This window comes from Nocardia sp. NPDC003693 (genome assembly GCF_053981095.1).
Window position 1 is genome coordinate 314,886 of sequence record NZ_JBSFNO010000002.1, and the last position, 15,240, is coordinate 330,125.

Here is a 15,240-nt window from a genome sequence, read left to right on the forward strand (position 1 = left end):
TGTGGTCAGCCGGGACGCGATGCGCGAACCGGTACGGGTGACCTCTGTCGAATGGCTGGCTTCCGAGATGTGAACCCCCAGCCCAGCAGCACCCAGGCGGTGCCAGTGGCGAGTACGACCGCTCGACAGCCGCGCGAACCTGCCGCACGACCGCCGTCTCATAGAGTTCTCATCCGCTCGGCAGGTTCGCGAAGAGCGTGACCGCCAGATCGACTCGCAGCTTGTTCAGGTCCTGCACCTTGCGGTGCAGTCGGACTATCTGTTCGTCGGTGGTGGCCAGCTGGTCGCCTATTCGTCGCTGCTCCGCCAAGGGCGGCAACGGGACGAGCAGCTTGCCCAGGTTCGCCGAGCTGATCGATGGGATCGAAGTGCCCGCAGCCTTGTTCTCGATCCACGCGACGGTTGAGGGGAGAGAAAGAAAGGCAAGAAGATACCGCGGATCGATCACATCCACCTTGTCTTTGACCCGTAGCCGGATCAGCGCCGTCGAGAAGAGCATCAGCTCGTCGTCGGAATCAATAATCGCGCAGGGGCCGAGAGTTCCTGTTCTGGCACAGAGGATGTCCAACGGCCGGACTTGGAATCGGCCCAGCCGGTCGGCAGCAGCGTGAGATATCCGCCGGGCTTGGTCAGCCACGACACGGCGGTGCAGCAGCTGCGCGGGCGCGATCAGCGGGACACCACCCTCGACGAGGTCAAGTGTCTTGACAATGTCGTTGGACGGCCCAGCTCTGAGGTCACAGAGTTCGGCGAGGGGCACAGTTCGAGCGGCGGTGGGCACCCCGGGGATCACGCGGTAGTCGGCGGGACTGAGCGAGTATCCGCACCTGGCGATCTCGTCGTGACCAACCGCGAAAGCGATGTTGCCGCCACCAAAATCCAACGGATCGCCCCGCAATCCGCCCAAGATCCACGCGCGGTGGCAGTCGACGATAGTGCTGACATCGCGCTCGGACAGGTACCGCCGACCGCCTTGCTTGTCTCCCACCGAACGCGCATCGATCAGCAGGACGGAATCTCGAACCTCGCTGGGCCGGGACAGGATCCAAATACTGACCGGGACAGGCGTTGTCGCGAAGAGGCCAGCGGGGAGCGCGATCACGCACTCGACGGCGCCGGCATCGATCATGGCCGTACGAATCGCCAGCTCTTCGCGGTCCTCGGAAGTTCCGGCCTGGTTCGGCATGACCACTCCGGCACGGCCACTGCCCGGTGTGAGAGACGCGTACACGCGCTGCAACCAAGCGAAGTTGCCGTTCTTTCTCGGCGGTGTGCCGAAGGGCCAGCCCCCATCTGGCTCACGCCATTGACCCGTTGTCTTCTGATTGAATGGTGGGTTCGTCACGACGAAGTCAACGCCGATCGGCCAGTTCGCCGAACTCACCAGCGGTGCCGCAACGCTGCGATTCAATCTGCTGACATCCGCACCGTGGATAGCGCTACTCATACCCGCCAGCCGCTCCTGTGTGCTGTCTCTGCCGACACCGGATACCGTGGCGTCGGCGGCCCGGGCAGCAGCGCTCGACGCGAATTCACCGGATCGCATATACGGGTCGTGGCAGTGGAAATCACCGGCGGCGGAATCGATCACGATCTCGGTGACGAGTTCGACCAGGGCTGCTGGTGTGACGAACTCATTGCTTTTCCGTGGACTCCACGATGCGAAGCGATCGAGCAGCGCTGGAAACGAGCGCCGATCCAGCCCGTCGCAGGCCCGCAGCACCTGAGCAACATCCTTGACCGAAGTCGGTCGCAGTCGCGCGAAAACCGGACCGAGGCCGGGCAATACGCCGTGCGCCCGTAGCACGCGGTCGATGACTACGGCCACCGCGGCGAGGAGTTCCGCCGGTTTGGTTTCCGGCCGCGCGGCAGCGGTCCCGACCAGCCGACCGATCTCCTTCCAATTCGCGGAATCACGGTCGCATACGAAAACCGAGCCGAGGACGAGTTGCAGGTATTCCGTCGATGCGTCACCGCCGCTGATCCGAGTGGCCACCGCTCCGAACAGATCGGCGAGTTGGTTGACGTGGTCGGTGTCCATCCGAGCAACAACATTGCTCGGTGCCGGCGGGTCGATGGGGAAGGGCGGCAGATTGCGAAGTTTCCGGACGATCCGATCGGCATAGGTGGTACCCGGCGGCTCGTAATCGGACAACCGGCTTTTGGCGGGAATCGGGCGACCCCGCAGCCACTCGATCATCTCGGCCAAGACGTAAAACTCCCCCTGGTCCGACAGTCTGGGCTGCGGAAAGTCGAAGTGCCGTTCTTTCCACTTCGATACCAGCGGACTGCTGATCGCTGCCAGATTCATGATCTCCCGCCGCGAAACCATCTGGCGCTCACTGTTGTTCACAGATTGAATCCGGACATGAAGGCCATCAACGTCAGCGTCAGGACAGTCGCCGCGAGGAAGGCGCCGAAGCCGCTCTTGACCGCCGCGGCCGTCGAGGCGCCATCCGTGGCAGCGAGGACGCCGGCGATAACACCTGCGATACCACCGATCAGGATGGCGATTACCGCCAGTAGGACGCGGCCAGATTCGAACATCGTGATTCCTCCGTATCACCGACAGCGAGAACGTTCCCGCCGACATGTGCATCACGCTACGCATCACAGGGCTGACAACAAAGTGCGCACTGCCATGCGCAGACACCGTAGCACTCACTCTACGGTTGCGACACGAAGCAGAATATTCGCAATTCATACTATGTCTACCAGCAACTTTAAGCCGGGTTCAGGCCGTCTACGAACGGCTTTCCGATCGACAACTGGCAACACGAGTACTGACAACTTGCCCGAGGCAATACCGCTCGATGAACGAGGCGGAGACCAGCGGCCGTCTCAGTATCGACATCCCCACGCCCACACACACGACCACTGTGGCCCGGCATCCAGGCGCGAAACCCTTCTCGGCCCGTTGGCTTCTCGGATGAGCACAGAGATCCTCACCCATGTGAGCCAGCATGAGAAGGCCTGGCATCTCGACGACAACGCGGGGGCTACACAGCACTTCCGGAACCAGGAACCACCGTCGCCCAGATGCGGCTGCCACTGGCACCGGTCGGCGATATCCACTGGGCCGGCACCGAAACCGCGCTCGATCACCCGTGCTACATCGACGTTGCCAACGAATCCGGCACCCGCGCAGCCCAGGAAGTCCTCACACAGCGAGACCATCTCGTACCGCGATAGCCAGCGAGCGCGGCAGGTGTAGTTGTTGCCGAAATCCCCGTTCGGCCGGGTGCCACGCCGCTGGTCAACTGAACGCGCCTACTGACGACGGGCATGCCCTCGGAATGCCGTACACGAGGATCGAGTCGCCCGGAAGCGATTGCTTCGGACACGGGCGCCACTACGACCGAGGCCCTGCCCGATGTCCGGGAAGGCACGCGGCCCGTTCTACCCATGCCGAGCCCGGAACAGCCGGATCGTCAGGCGGTCATGGGGCCGCCTGCACCGCCGCAGAGGTGGCGGCGTGCGCGGCGGCGCTGACACGACCCGCGAACCAGGGGTCATCGGCGGCCGTCAGCTGCTCTTTTCGAGCATGGTTCCGAGTCAGCCGCACATTGGAGCGCGCGCCCTCGCGTCATAGCGTTGGACGTACAGCAATCGTTGTCGTACCGCGCGGCTCGCGCGGGCTCATTCCGCTTATCGCAGAACGGATTTCGTCGTGCGCTCCCGCTCCTGTGTCCTCACCACCCTGTTGTCCGCGCTCACGCTGGTGACGATGCTCGCGCTACCCGCTACCGTGCCGGCGGCCGACGCGGTGACGACCCCGCCGGGTTGGTCCGCAGCCTGGACCACCGCGCTGTACCAAGCGGACCAGTTCCCCGAGCCGAACTGGTCGGTGGACGGATTCGCGAATCACACTGTGCGCCAGAACATTCGAGTGACCGCCGGGGGCGCCGTCGTGCGGATCCAGCTGTCCAACCGGTACGGCACCGCGCCCCTGCCGATCACCGGGGCGAATCTCGCCCACAGCGCTTCCGGCGCCGCGATCGTTCCGAACACCCTGCGCGAGGTGACATTCGGCGGCGCGCGGTCCGTGACCATCGCGCCGGGCGCGGAGCTGCTGACCGACCCGGTGCTGCTGCCGGTCGCGCCGCTAGACACGCTGGCCGTCACCCTCCACCTCGCCGCGGCGGCGGGGCCGGTCACCCAGCATTCCCAGGCCCTCGCGACCTCCTATCGCGCGGTCGGCGACCACCGCGCCGACACCGGCGGCGCGGCGTTCACCGACACCACCCGGGCCTGGTACTACCTGTCCCGGGTCGAGGTGGCCGACATCCTGCCGCGCACCGCCGGGATCGTAGTGTTCGGCGACTCGATCACCGACGGCGTCGGATCCACCGCCGACACCAACAACAGATTCCCCGACGAACTGGCCGAACGACTGGCGGCACAGGGCAACTCGCGCGCGGTGCTCAACCAGGGCATCGGCGGCAACCGGGTCACCGTCGACTCCGAGTGGCTGGGCGAGAGCGCGCTACGGCGGTTCGGCCGGGACGCCCTCGACCAGCCCGGCGTTTCCACCGTCATCATCCTGGAGGGCATCAACGACATCGGACTCAGCGCCGGCGCGCCGGAGGTAGGCGAACCCCCGGTTCCGGTGTCGGCCGATCAACTCGTCGCCGCCCACCGCACCCTGATCGGCCAGGCCCGCGCCCGAGGTCTGCGCGTGATAGGCGCGACCCTGCTGCCCATGCAGGGGTCGCCGTATTTCTCGGAGCGCAACGAATCCGAGCGCACGCGCGTCAACGACTGGATTCGCACGTCCGGCGAATACGACGCGGTCATCGACTTCGACACGGCCCTCGCCGATCCGGCCGACCCTCGCCGACTGGCGGCCGCGTACGACTCCGGCGACCACCTGCACCCCAGCGACGCCGGCTATTCCGCGATGGCCGCGGCGGCGACCGACGTAGGTCTCGGCTGACCACGCCGCCTTGGCAACACGACGTTTCGTGAAGGTGGCCAGCGGATTTGGCGGCGCGAAGGATACTCGGCAATCCGCGCAATCGTGGACTTACCTGCACGAGAAGCTAAATGAGTGTCAGGACTCCCGATCTACAATGAAACATGTTGTGGCCCAGTCATATCACGCACTTTTCCGACGCCGCTGCGATCCACACCGCGAACCTCGTCATCAATGTGCAATGCGCATTACCCTGGATGAGCGGGGACAGCCGACAGGCGGATTCCAGGGGGTTCCATGGGTATCAGGTCACCACGCGCCGGAGACGAGACAGCGACGGTAATGGTCACGGTCAAGACCTACCCGAATCCCAGCGAGACCTATGGCGAGACCGTCTGTGTCGCGGGCGTGCGGCTCGATCGCGGGCGGCCGGAGTGGATCCGACTGTATCCAGTCAAGTTTCGCAACAAGGACTTCGACAAGCGGTTCAAGAAGTACGAAATCCTACGCTTGAACGGAACATACGAGACCAGAAGCGACAACCGCCCCGAATCGTTCCGTCCACGACAGGACGAACTGGAACATGTCGAGCAACTGGACGCGCGGGGTAACTGGCAGCGACGACGGATGAATCTCGACGGCCTTCTCGGAGCCACCACTATGTGCGAGCTCCTCGAAGCCAACCCCGCAGGCGGCATGGGAGTTCCTTCACCTTCGCTCGGACTGATCAAGCCCAGAAAAGTTCAGGTGAGCGTGGTCGATGGAGACCCGTGGACCGCAGCAGAACAGGCCAAGGTCGACGCAGCATCCGCACCGGATCTGTTCGGTACTTCGCTCGAGCCGCTGGAACCACCTCCCTACGCTGTGCGCTACAGGTACAGGTGCCTGACACCGACCTGCCCCGGCCATGACCAGAAGGTGCTGGATTGGGAAGCCGGTCAAGCGGGTCGACGGTGGCTCAGAGGCAACGGCGACCGCCGAGCGCGAGAAATGCTGATCGCCAAGTGGGGTGAGGAGATGCTGTCTCCCGAGTGCGATGTCCACTTCTATGTAGGCAATCAGAACATGCGCCGGCGGTCGTTCTCCGTCCTGGGAGTCTGGTATCCGAAGGCCGAGCTCACCCTGTTCTAGACGTGCACGACCGCGGCGTCGGGCCGAGACTCCAGGAGTCGATGCGCAACGATCTCTCGGTGGCACTCGGAATGATCATGCTCGAAGCACAGCAACGCCACCACCCCGCCGTCGAGCAGCTCCGACACATGGGCGAGCGCGTCGGCCGCGGCATCGGTGTCGAGCACATCACGGTATCGGGCGCGCGACTCCGGCTCACCGGCACGGAAGCCCTCCCGGTTGCTCTTGGGATTGCCAAGTGCGCGATGGTGAACGTAGGCGATTCCCACAGCGGCGAGCGCCTCGGCCAACCTCGTCTTCGACAATCCCGGCTTACGACTCAGCGGCGTCAACCTCACATCCACAAGCACTCGCACGCCCTGTGCGATGAGCTGGGCAACGAGATCCGCGGCGGTCTTGCCCTCGTAGCCGATGCTGACCAGTGTTGCCCCTACGGCATCGGTCTGGTCGGCGGTATCAGAGACTCCCATGGCTACCTATCGTGCACCAGGCACCGTCGACACGCGGCGCCTCGAGACCGACGAAACACCGCGCTGATCAAGCTTCTCGACCGCTGTGGATCGTCACCCGGGCGGGACCACCACCACCGCGAGCGCGGGTCCAGTCCCCCGATACCGGCGTTCGGCGCGCGAGTGATGAGGCTGGTTCGGGCGGCCGATCCAGGCCGGATCTCCATCGGGTCGCGATGACCGCCGGGATCGGCCGATCGCCGAGTTGCTAACGCCGCCTAAGGGTTCCAGCCCCCATATGCGGCTCACCCATGAACCCGGGACTCACGACGCCGCCCGAGCTCGGATGTGGATCCGCTCACCCTGGCCGCCGAACAAACTCAAAATCTCCACGGGGCCTTTGCCCGTCGAGCCGAACCAGTGGGGGTGCTGGGTGTCGAACTCGGCCACCTCACCGGGCCCCAGGGTTATGTCGTAGTCGCCGAGGATCAGGCGGAGGCGGCCGGTCAGGACGTAGAGCCACTCGTAGCCGGCGTGGGTGCGGGGGAAGGGGGCGGACTCGGACTCGGGGATGAAGAGTTTGTAGGCCTTCGGCTCGCCTTGGGTGCGGGAGAGGGGGACTATCACGCGGCCGGCGGTGTGGCGGGGTTGCTGTGGGAGGCGGGGATCCACGATCCGGGGCGCGGCGACGATGTCGTCCAGGGGGACGCCGAGGGCGGCGGATATCGGGAGCAGGAGCTCCAAACTTGGTTTGCGGCCGCCGGATTCGAGGCGGGACAGGGTGCTCTTGGAGATGCCGGTCAGGCGGTGCAGGTCGGCCAGGGACAGGTCTTTGGACTCGCGCAGGCGGCGCAGGCGCACGCCGACCTGGGCCAGGGTGGCGGTGAGGGCGGGGTGATTCTCCACCGGATCCAGTAGACGCGAGGCGTTGCTGTTTCGGCAACGATTCATTGCCGGTGTTCGCCGTGGGCAGCACGCTCCGAAGCATGAGTTCGACAATCGAGAAGTCCGGGGCCCGTGCCCCGGGGACCGGCGGCCGACTGCCCGCCGGGGTATATCTGCTGGCCTTCAGTCTTTTCGCGATGGGCAGCGCGGAATTCCTCCTCGCGGGGGTGCTGCCCGCGGTCGCCGCGGACATCGGGGTCGGCATGGCCACCGTCGGCGGGCTGATCACCGCGTTCGCGGTCGGCGTGGTGGTGGGCGGGCCGCCGTTCGCGGTCGTGAGCCTGCGCTGGCCGCGGCGCACCGCGCTGGTGCTGTCGCAGGTGGTGTTCGCGGCGAGCATCGCGGCGGGACTGCTCATCGGCACCTACCCGGCCCTGCTGATCACCCGATTCGTGGCGGGGCTCGCGTACGCCGGGTTCTTCGCGGTGGCCGCGGTGACGGCGGTGAGCCTGGTCGCCCCGGACCGGGCGGGCCGGGCCTCGGGCGTGGTGATCAGCGGACTGAGCCTGGCCATGATTCTGGGCGGGCCGGCGGGCACGTTCATCGGTTATCGCACCGGGTGGCAGGGCGGCTTCTGGCTGGTGGTGGCGCTGACGGTCGTGGCGGCCGCCGCGGTCGCCGTCCTGCTCCCGCCGACCTCGGCCGAGTCCGCGCCGAGCAGCGTCGATCGCGAGTTCGCGGCCATGCGACGGCCGAGTCTGTGGCTGGTCTACGCGGCGACCCTGCTCAGCACCGCCGCCTACATGATCACCTTCAACTACCTGGCCGAGCTGCTGACCACCGTCACCGGTATCGAGAACGATTGGCTCGCACCGATTCTGGTGCTGTTCGGGGTGGGAGCGTACATCGGCCTGGCCATCGGCGGCCGGATCTCGGATCGGCGCCCGCACGGCGCCCTGCTGTCCGGCGCGGCGGGTATCGCCCTGTGCTCGGTGCTGATCGCGGCGCTGGCCGGGCACGCGCTCGCCGTCATCCCGCTCGTGCTGCTGCTGGGCATCGCCGGATTCGTCCTGAACCCCGCCATCTACAGCCGCGTGTTCACCATCGCCGGTGACGCCCCCACCCTGGCCGGCGCCACCACGGTATCGGCCTTTCAGCTCGGCATCGGCCTGGTGCCGGTACTGGCCGGCCCCGTCCTGAACTCCGGGGCGAGCGTTTCCGCTGTTCCGTGGCTCGGCGCGGTCCTCGCCCTGCTGACCGTGCCGTTCGTGCTGATGGAGCGAGCCCGCGCGTGACAGATCTTCCGGTATTCAAATTCCGTTGGTATCTTGATTCGCATGGCACGGATGAATCGGGCGCAGAGCCGGGCGCGCACACGCGCAGAGCTGGTGCGCGCGGCGCGTGATCTCTTCGTCGCACAGGGCCCGGCGAATACCTCGCTGACCCAGGTCGCCGAGACCGCCGGATACTCGAAAGGTGCTGTCTACTCGAACTTTCAGAACAAGAACGAGCTGTGTCTGGAAGTGCTGGAACTGATCCACGCCGAGGCCGCGAATCGCGCCGGAACCGCGGGCGGCACCCCGGTTCCGGCGCAACCCGACGATGCTGGAGCCACGGCCGAGAACCCCTTGAAATCTGTTCAAGAGCACCCGGCAGAATCGCCGATTGAAACACTTTCAACACCACCTACCCGCGGCGGTGGCGCCCGGGCCGCACTCCTGGACGCCGCCGTCGCCACCTTCACCACCCAGCGCGTGGACGAGGCCTCCACCACCGAGATCGCCCGCCGGGCGGGCGTGGCGATCGGCCTGATCACCTACCACTTCGGTGGCAAACGCGGCCTCTACCTGGCCGCCGCCGACGCCGTGGCCGCCGACTTCTGGGCGAGCCTGCGCGCGCTGCGCGGTCCCGCGATCCCCCGGCTCGTCCGGGGCCTCGACCTGTATCTCGCCCACGCCGAGCGCTATCTCGGCTCCCCCCTGGCGCTCAGCGCCCGCGCCACCGATCCGGAATTGCGCGCCATCGCCGAGCGGTATTTCGACCAGCTGGTGGGGGCCATGCTCCAGGAGGTCTCGGGCGGACCGGGAAACGCGCTCATGCGCACCGCCCTGGCCGGCTGGCTCGGCTTCGTCGAGAGCGCCGTCGCGGAGTGGCTGCGCGCCCGGGCACTGAGCCGCGAGCAACTGCGAGAAGTATTGCTCGCCAACTTCTTCGGCACCGCGCAGGCGGTGCTGTCCATGGACCCGGGCACACCCCTGTCGTCCCGCGCCATAGCCGCGCTGTTCGACCGTGCCCAGCACCCCAACCGCGCCGCACCGGCCGATCCCGATACGGCGCACTCCCCCACCGCATTCGCACTCGACGACGAGACGGAGCCCGACCGATGACCGATTCCCTGGACACCGGACCCACCAACAGACTCGCGGCCGGTCCGCTCGGGCGCGGTATCGCCTGGCTGATCGGCCCGCGCGGGCTGAAGAATCCGGACCGGCTGCGCCGCGAGGTGGACGGCAAGATCGCCGTCGTGACGGGCGCGTCCTACGGCCTCGGCGAGGCCACCGCGCGCATGCTCGCCGCCGCGGGCGCGACTGTGGTGCTGGGCGCGCGCTCGGCCGATCAGCTCGAGCTGATCGTGGCCGAGATCAAGGCGGCGGGTGGCAGCGCGGTCGCCATCCCGCTGGATCTGGCGTCGGAGGATTCGGTCACTTCCTTTGCGGGACAGGTGCTCACGCAGTTCGGCCGGGTCGACTACCTGGTGCACAACGCGGGCAAGTCGCTGCGCCGTTCGATACACCTGTCCTACGACCGGCCGAAGGATCTCGCGACCACCACGGCCGCGAACTACATCGGCCCGATGCGTCTGACGCTGGCGCTGCTGCCGAGCATGCGCGAGCGCGGATCCGGCCACATCGTGAACGTCTCGACGGTAGGGGTCATGTTCCCGGTCGCGCCGAAGTGGGGCTTCTACCTGTCCTCCAAGGCCGCGTTCGACATCTGGATGCGCGCGGTCGGCATGGAGGCGCGCCCGGACGGCGTCACGCTGACCACCCTCTACGCGGGCGCCATGTTCACGCGCATGAGCGCGCCCAGCGGCTGGATCTCCGCGCTGCCCGGGCATTCCGCCCGCGAGGCCGGGTACATCATCGCCCGCGCCGTGGTGCGCAAACCGCGCACGCTGACCCCCGTCTACGGCCGGCCGAGTGCGGTGCTGGCGGCGCTGCTGCAGAATCCGCTCGAGATAGGGGCAGGCTTCCTCTACCGCTTCCTCGGGGACACTCGAGCCTCGCTGGCCGTGGTCAAGGGGGACGGCAATGCCGCATGACGCCAAGGGTTTCCGCTGGCGGGACGCGGTGCTGCCGCTCCTCGCCTCGGGCGCGCTGACGCCGGTCGGCCCGGTCACCGCGGTCCGCATCGGGGCCGCTGTGCGACAGTACGGTCCCTCGCTCGCGACGGTGCTGGCCATCTCGGCCGCCCGCCACGCCGATCGCACCGCGATCATCGACGAGCGCGGCGCGGTCACCTACGGTACCCTGCAGCGCCGCACCGAGGCCATCGCCGCCGCTCTGAACGCGATGCATCCCGGCGCGAAAACCTTTGCGGTGCTATGCCGCAACCACCGCGGCTTCATCGAGGCGATGGTGGCCGGGGCGCAGCTGGGGTGCGAGCTGGTCTTCCTCAACACCGATCTGCCCGCCGCTCAGCTCGCGCAGATTCTGGATCGGCACCGGCCGGACATCCTGGTGCACGACGCGGAGTACGAGGCGGCCGTCGCCGCGGCCGGGTACCGGGGCACGCGGGTGCGCACGGACGCCGACGCGACCGGCCCGACCCTGGATTCGCTTGCCCGGCAGTCGCATCCGTCCGCGCCCCGCGTCCGCGTCCCGGTGAAGATCACCCTGCTGACCTCGGGCACCACCGGCCTGGCCAAAGGCGTTTCCCGCCCGATCGGTCAGCGCGTGCTGCTGGAGATGGTCGCGACCTCGATGTCGGCGACCCGCTTCACCGCCCGCGACGTCCTGGTGCTGGCGCCGCCGTTCTTCCACGGCTTCGGCCTCGCCCTGCTGACCGGAGCGCTGGCGTTGGGCGCGACGGTGATCACCCGCACCCGCTTCGATCCCGAAGTCGCCCTGGGCGATATCGAGCGACACCGGGCGACCGTCTTCGTCGGCGTTCCGGTCATGATCCAGCGCCTGATAGCGGTTCCCGAGCAGCGCCGCCGCGAGTTCCGCACCGATTCACTGCGTTTGGCGGTGACGGGCGCGGCCCCCATCGCCCCGGTGACGATTTCGAAGTTCCTGGCCGCCTTCGGCCCGATTCTGGTGAACGGCTACGGGTCCACCGAGGCGGGGGTGGTATCCATCGCCACCCCCGAGGACCTGCTGTTCTCGCCCAAGACCGCCGGACGGCCCGCCATCGGGGTCTCGGTGCGCGTGCTGCGCGCCGACCGCACCCCCGCCGCGACAGGCGAGACCGGAACCATCTTCGTGCGCGGCGGCCTCGGCTATCACGGCTATGTGGCGGAGGCGAATTCGCCGACCCCGGTCAAGGAGATCGTCGACGGCCACGTGAACACCGGCGACATGGGCCACCTCGATGCCGACGGCCGGGTGTATGTGGACGGCCGCGACGACGACATGATCGTCTCCGGCGGCGAGAACATCTATCCGAAAGAAGTGGAGGACGTGCTGGCCGACCATCCGGCGATCGGCGACGCGGTCGTGATCGGGGTTCCCAGTGCGGAATTCGGTCAGGTACTGCGCGCGTACGTCGTCCCGGCGGCCGGTCACTCGGTGCCCGGGAACGACGAGCTCAAGGCACACATTCGCGACCGGCTCGAACGCTACAAGGTCCCCAAGGAATTCCGCTCCCTGGACCGGATACCGCGCAATCCGAGCGGCAAGGTGCTGCGCAAGCAGCTCGACGCCCGGCCGAGCGACATCCAGGGCTGACCGAAGATCGGATGCCCCCGGCGCTTTCCCGCGCCGGGGGCATCACGATGCGAACCATCCCGCCGCGCGGGATCGTGCCCGGGCATCGCCGTCTCGGTGTACCGCACGCCCGCTCCCGGTCGGCGCGACCGGACCGATGTTCGAAGTCGGCTGCACCGGAACACATCCGATGATGCGGACGCCGCGAACCGTGGCGCCCGCGCAGTCCCCCGCCCCGGACTACTCGACGGGGAAGGCGCCTTCGCTGCCGCCCACGTCGACCACCTGCCAGCCCCGGGCGGCGTCCACGCTCACCGTGTACGTGACGGTCGTCTGCACGCCGTCCGGGTTCTGGGCGCTCTTGGAGGTCACGTTCACGAAGACGTGCACCCGGTACAGATCACCCTCCGTCCCAGCGACTTTCGCGGCCACCGGCGCGGCAGTGGACATCCACTGCAGCGGTACCAGGATCTCCTGGAGCTTGCCCGCGGTCGCGTCGAACTTACCGGCCAGCTCCGGTGAGGTATTGGCCTTGAGCTTGCCCACCCAGGCGTCGGCCCGGGTGTAGTCGATCGTGGCCGCGCCGACCGCGTAGTCGGTGGCGACCTGTTCGGCCCGCCGGTCCGCGCTCCGGGCGGCGTCCGCCGCGTTCAGGTCGGAGCGGGCCGACAGCCACAGTGTCGTGGTCGTTCCGGCGACCGCTGTCGCGGCCAGCAGCGCGGCCCCGGTGACCAGGGTGGATCGGCGTACCGAGATGGTGCCGCTCGCCGTCGGCCGCGCGGGCGCCTTGTCGAGACGCGGTGGGGTCTCCGATGCCGTTGCGCTGCCCGGTGTCTCGTCGCTCATGGTGTCCTCGAACCTCTAGTTGACGGTGACCCGGAGCCGGATCGCGCCGTCGGGCGCGGTGGCGGCCAGGGCCTGGCTGATCAGCGCGCCGATATCGATGCGCGGGGCGGCGGCGGAGCTCTCGGCCAGGGGCCGCAGCACCGGAATCAAGGGCTGGAGTTCGGGTCCGGCCTTGTCGATCCAGGCGGTGAGCCGGTCCAGGAACGGCACCAGGCCCCGACCCTCGAGGTACATGGCCGGGGTGTCGCCGGTACGCACCAGACGTTCCACGGCCCTGGCGATCTCGTCGACGCGCTGCCCGAACTCCACGAAATCCGGTGCGGCGGCGGTGAACGCGGGACCGGTCCAGGCCGTGTCCGGGACCATCGACTGCAGATCGGTGAGCATGGACGCGATCTGCGGGGACCGGGTCATCAGGGTGGCCGCGAGCACGTCGGTGGCGCGCGCCAGATCCGGCACCACGGCCTCGGTGCCCGCCAATGCCGTTCCGGCGGTGCCGATCAGGGATTCGATGGCGCGGGGATCGAGCTGGTTCATGACCTGGGTGACCACCCGGGCCACCTCCGGAATCGACGGCGGAACGCGCACGGCCTCGGTGCGCACCCGGTCGCCGTCGACCAGGTGCGGACCGTCGTCGGTGCCGGGCACGAACTCGAGGTAGGGCTCGCCGAGCGCGGACAGGGTTTCGATGGTCACCGTGCTGTCGACCGCGATCGGTCGTTCGGGTTCGATCTCGAGTCCGACCTCGATCCCCGCGGCCGCGCGCCGCAGCGAGGTGACCTCACCGACCTTCACCCCGAGCAGCAGCACCGGCGAACCCACTTGCAGCCCTGCTGTTTCCGGCAGCGCCATGGCGACCCGAATCGGTTCGGACAGCGGGTCGGCGCGCAGCACACCGAAACTCAGGTAGGCCACGCAGATCGCGCAGATCAGGGCTATCCCGCCCAGGGAGAACACGCTGCCCGCCTTCATCGCACGGCTCCGATCATGCGCAGGACGTCGAGTATGTGCTCGATCTGGTCGTCGGTGCTCGGGGGCTCCCCCGCCGCGGTGATCCGCGCGGCGGTGATGTTCGCCTTCGGGCCGTGCTCGACCCACGGAATGATCTTGTCGCGAATCAGGGCGACCAGGGCGTTCAGATTGGACGGCGCGTTCAGATCCAGCGGCCGCCCGGTCAGGGCCAGCGGTACGAACGCGGCCGCCGCCGCGTCACCGGATTGCGCGAGCGGAGCCAGCCAGGCCAGCGAGTGCGCGACGTCACCGAGCGCGCCCAGCACGCCGACCACACCGACGATGGAGGTCACCGAATCCGACACCTGCCGCACCCCGTCGTCGGTGAGCAGCTCCGCCAGTTCGTCACCGTTGGCGCGCACGCTCGCCGCGGTGCCGCCGAGCCCGTTCAGCAGGGATTCGACCTGCGCGAGATTCGCCGCCAGATCGATGGCGTCGCCACCGACCACCTGCGCGATCCGGGCGGTTTGCGCGGGGTCCTCGGGCAGCACGGCGTTGAAGCGGTTGACGATCTCCTGCATCCGATTGATCGCACCGCCCTGCACGAACGTCGCCATACCCGCGAGGGTGTCCTCGATCTGAATCGGCGGCCGGGTCTGCCGCAGCGGAATGGTGCCGCCCGCGCCGAGCAGCTCGCCGAACCCGTCCGGCGGTGTGGTCAAGGCGAGGTGGATATCGCCGAGCACCGTGTCCTGCCGCAGATCGGCGGTCGTCGTGACGGGCAGCCGCACCGATTCGCTGATGCTCGCGCGCACCACCACGTAGCCGCCGTGCCCGCCGGGTTCCGCCGATTCGTGCACCGTGACGTCCTCGACGGTCCCGATGCGCACGCCGTTCGCGAAGATCTTGGCCCGCATGGGCAGATTCAGCGCGTTGCTGAATTCGATGCCGATCTCGTACGCGGGGCCGGAGACCTCGGTCCCGGGGATGGGCACCGCGGCCGGATCGAACGCGCACCCGCCGAGCAGCAGCGTGGCGGCCGCCAGTCCGGCCAGGGCGCGCCCGGTCCCGGTCCGCCACCGGCCGCCGGATCCGGTCGCCGTGGACCGGATCATCGAACGCCGGACGATCGAAC

At 67.9% G+C, this 15,240-nt stretch carries 14 protein-coding genes; 7 read left to right on the forward strand and 7 right to left on the reverse strand.

Features of this window, described 5'->3' with window-relative positions; all coding sequences use genetic code 11:
* Nucleotides 1-169 precede the first annotated feature (169 nt).
* On the reverse strand, nucleotides 170-2,353 hold the full coding sequence (locus tag ACWDOP_RS05150; protein ID WP_456343999.1) for an N-6 DNA methylase: 2,184 nt from the start codon (nucleotides 2,351-2,353) through the stop codon (nucleotides 170-172).
* Complete coding sequence (locus ACWDOP_RS05155) at nucleotides 2,350-2,547, reverse strand: hypothetical protein (protein ID WP_456344000.1); 198 nt, start codon at nucleotides 2,545-2,547, stop codon at nucleotides 2,350-2,352. Before ACWDOP_RS05155 ends, ACWDOP_RS05150 begins: the two co-directional genes overlap by 4 nt.
* A gap of 492 nt (nucleotides 2,548-3,039) precedes the next feature.
* Between ACWDOP_RS05155 and ACWDOP_RS05160 the strand changes: the two genes are divergently transcribed.
* The 3 genes from ACWDOP_RS05160 (at nucleotide 3,040) to ACWDOP_RS05170 (ending at nucleotide 6,046) form a co-directional block, all read left to right on the forward strand.
* On the forward strand, nucleotides 3,040-3,192 hold the full coding sequence (locus ACWDOP_RS05160; RefSeq protein ID WP_456344001.1) for an FAD-dependent oxidoreductase: 153 nt from the start codon (nucleotides 3,040-3,042) through the stop codon (nucleotides 3,190-3,192).
* 478 nt (nucleotides 3,193-3,670) lie between these two features.
* Complete coding sequence (locus tag ACWDOP_RS05165) at nucleotides 3,671-4,936, forward strand: SGNH/GDSL hydrolase family protein (protein ID WP_456344002.1); 1,266 nt, start codon at nucleotides 3,671-3,673, stop codon at nucleotides 4,934-4,936.
* A gap of 321 nt (nucleotides 4,937-5,257) precedes the next feature.
* The gene (locus tag ACWDOP_RS05170; RefSeq protein ID WP_456344003.1) at nucleotides 5,258-6,046 is read left to right on the forward strand and encodes a hypothetical protein; all 789 of its coding nucleotides are present in this window, start codon (nucleotides 5,258-5,260) and stop codon (nucleotides 6,044-6,046) included.
* Here ACWDOP_RS05170 and ACWDOP_RS05175 read toward each other — a convergent pair.
* Both ACWDOP_RS05175 and ACWDOP_RS05180 read right to left on the reverse strand, forming a co-directional pair.
* The gene (locus ACWDOP_RS05175; protein WP_456344004.1) at nucleotides 6,043-6,516 is read right to left on the reverse strand and encodes a DUF488 domain-containing protein; all 474 of its coding nucleotides are present in this window, start codon (nucleotides 6,514-6,516) and stop codon (nucleotides 6,043-6,045) included. The two genes, ACWDOP_RS05170 and ACWDOP_RS05175, sit on opposite strands and share 4 nt — an antisense overlap.
* A 303-nt stretch (nucleotides 6,517-6,819) precedes the next feature.
* Nucleotides 6,820-7,401 (reverse strand): helix-turn-helix domain-containing protein, encoded by a 582-nt coding sequence (locus tag ACWDOP_RS05180; protein ID WP_456344005.1) that lies wholly within the window; start codon nucleotides 7,399-7,401, stop codon nucleotides 6,820-6,822.
* Between the two features lie 80 nt (nucleotides 7,402-7,481).
* On the opposite strand from ACWDOP_RS05180, the gene ACWDOP_RS05185 reads away from it, so the two are divergent.
* Genes ACWDOP_RS05185 through ACWDOP_RS05200 form a run of 4 tightly spaced genes read left to right on the forward strand, consistent with a single transcriptional unit; the run spans nucleotide 7,482 to nucleotide 12,329 of the window.
* Complete coding sequence (locus ACWDOP_RS05185) at nucleotides 7,482-8,675, forward strand: MFS transporter (protein WP_456344006.1); 1,194 nt, start codon at nucleotides 7,482-7,484, stop codon at nucleotides 8,673-8,675.
* Nucleotides 8,676-8,717: 42 nt separating this feature from the next.
* Nucleotides 8,718-9,767 carry a TetR/AcrR family transcriptional regulator gene (locus ACWDOP_RS05190; RefSeq protein WP_456344007.1) on the forward strand — a complete coding sequence of 350 codons (1,050 nt, stop codon included), beginning with the start codon at nucleotides 8,718-8,720 and terminating at the stop codon, nucleotides 9,765-9,767.
* Nucleotides 9,764-10,702, forward strand: coding sequence for an SDR family NAD(P)-dependent oxidoreductase (locus ACWDOP_RS05195; RefSeq protein ID WP_456344008.1), 939 nt, complete (start codon nucleotides 9,764-9,766; stop codon nucleotides 10,700-10,702). The genes ACWDOP_RS05190 and ACWDOP_RS05195 overlap by 4 nt, the downstream gene beginning before the upstream one ends.
* Entirely contained in the window at nucleotides 10,692-12,329 is a 1,638-nt protein-coding gene (locus ACWDOP_RS05200) for an AMP-binding protein (RefSeq protein WP_456344009.1), read from the forward strand. The genes ACWDOP_RS05195 and ACWDOP_RS05200 overlap by 11 nt, the downstream gene beginning before the upstream one ends.
* 219 nt (nucleotides 12,330-12,548) lie before the next feature.
* On the opposite strand, the gene ACWDOP_RS05205 is transcribed toward ACWDOP_RS05200, so the two are convergent.
* Genes ACWDOP_RS05205 through ACWDOP_RS05215 form a run of 3 tightly spaced genes read right to left on the reverse strand, consistent with a single transcriptional unit; the run spans nucleotide 12,549 to nucleotide 15,220 of the window.
* Nucleotides 12,549-13,154: a hypothetical protein gene (locus tag ACWDOP_RS05205; RefSeq protein ID WP_456344010.1), complete on the reverse strand. Its 606-nt coding sequence runs from the start codon at nucleotides 13,152-13,154 to the stop codon at nucleotides 12,549-12,551.
* A gap of 15 nt (nucleotides 13,155-13,169) precedes the next feature.
* Complete coding sequence (locus tag ACWDOP_RS05210) at nucleotides 13,170-14,126, reverse strand: MlaD family protein (RefSeq protein ID WP_456344011.1); 957 nt, start codon at nucleotides 14,124-14,126, stop codon at nucleotides 13,170-13,172.
* Nucleotides 14,123-15,220: an MlaD family protein gene (locus tag ACWDOP_RS05215; RefSeq protein WP_456344012.1), complete on the reverse strand. Its 1,098-nt coding sequence runs from the start codon at nucleotides 15,218-15,220 to the stop codon at nucleotides 14,123-14,125. Before ACWDOP_RS05215 ends, ACWDOP_RS05210 begins: the two co-directional genes overlap by 4 nt.
* Between the last annotated feature and the right edge of the window lie 20 nt (nucleotides 15,221-15,240).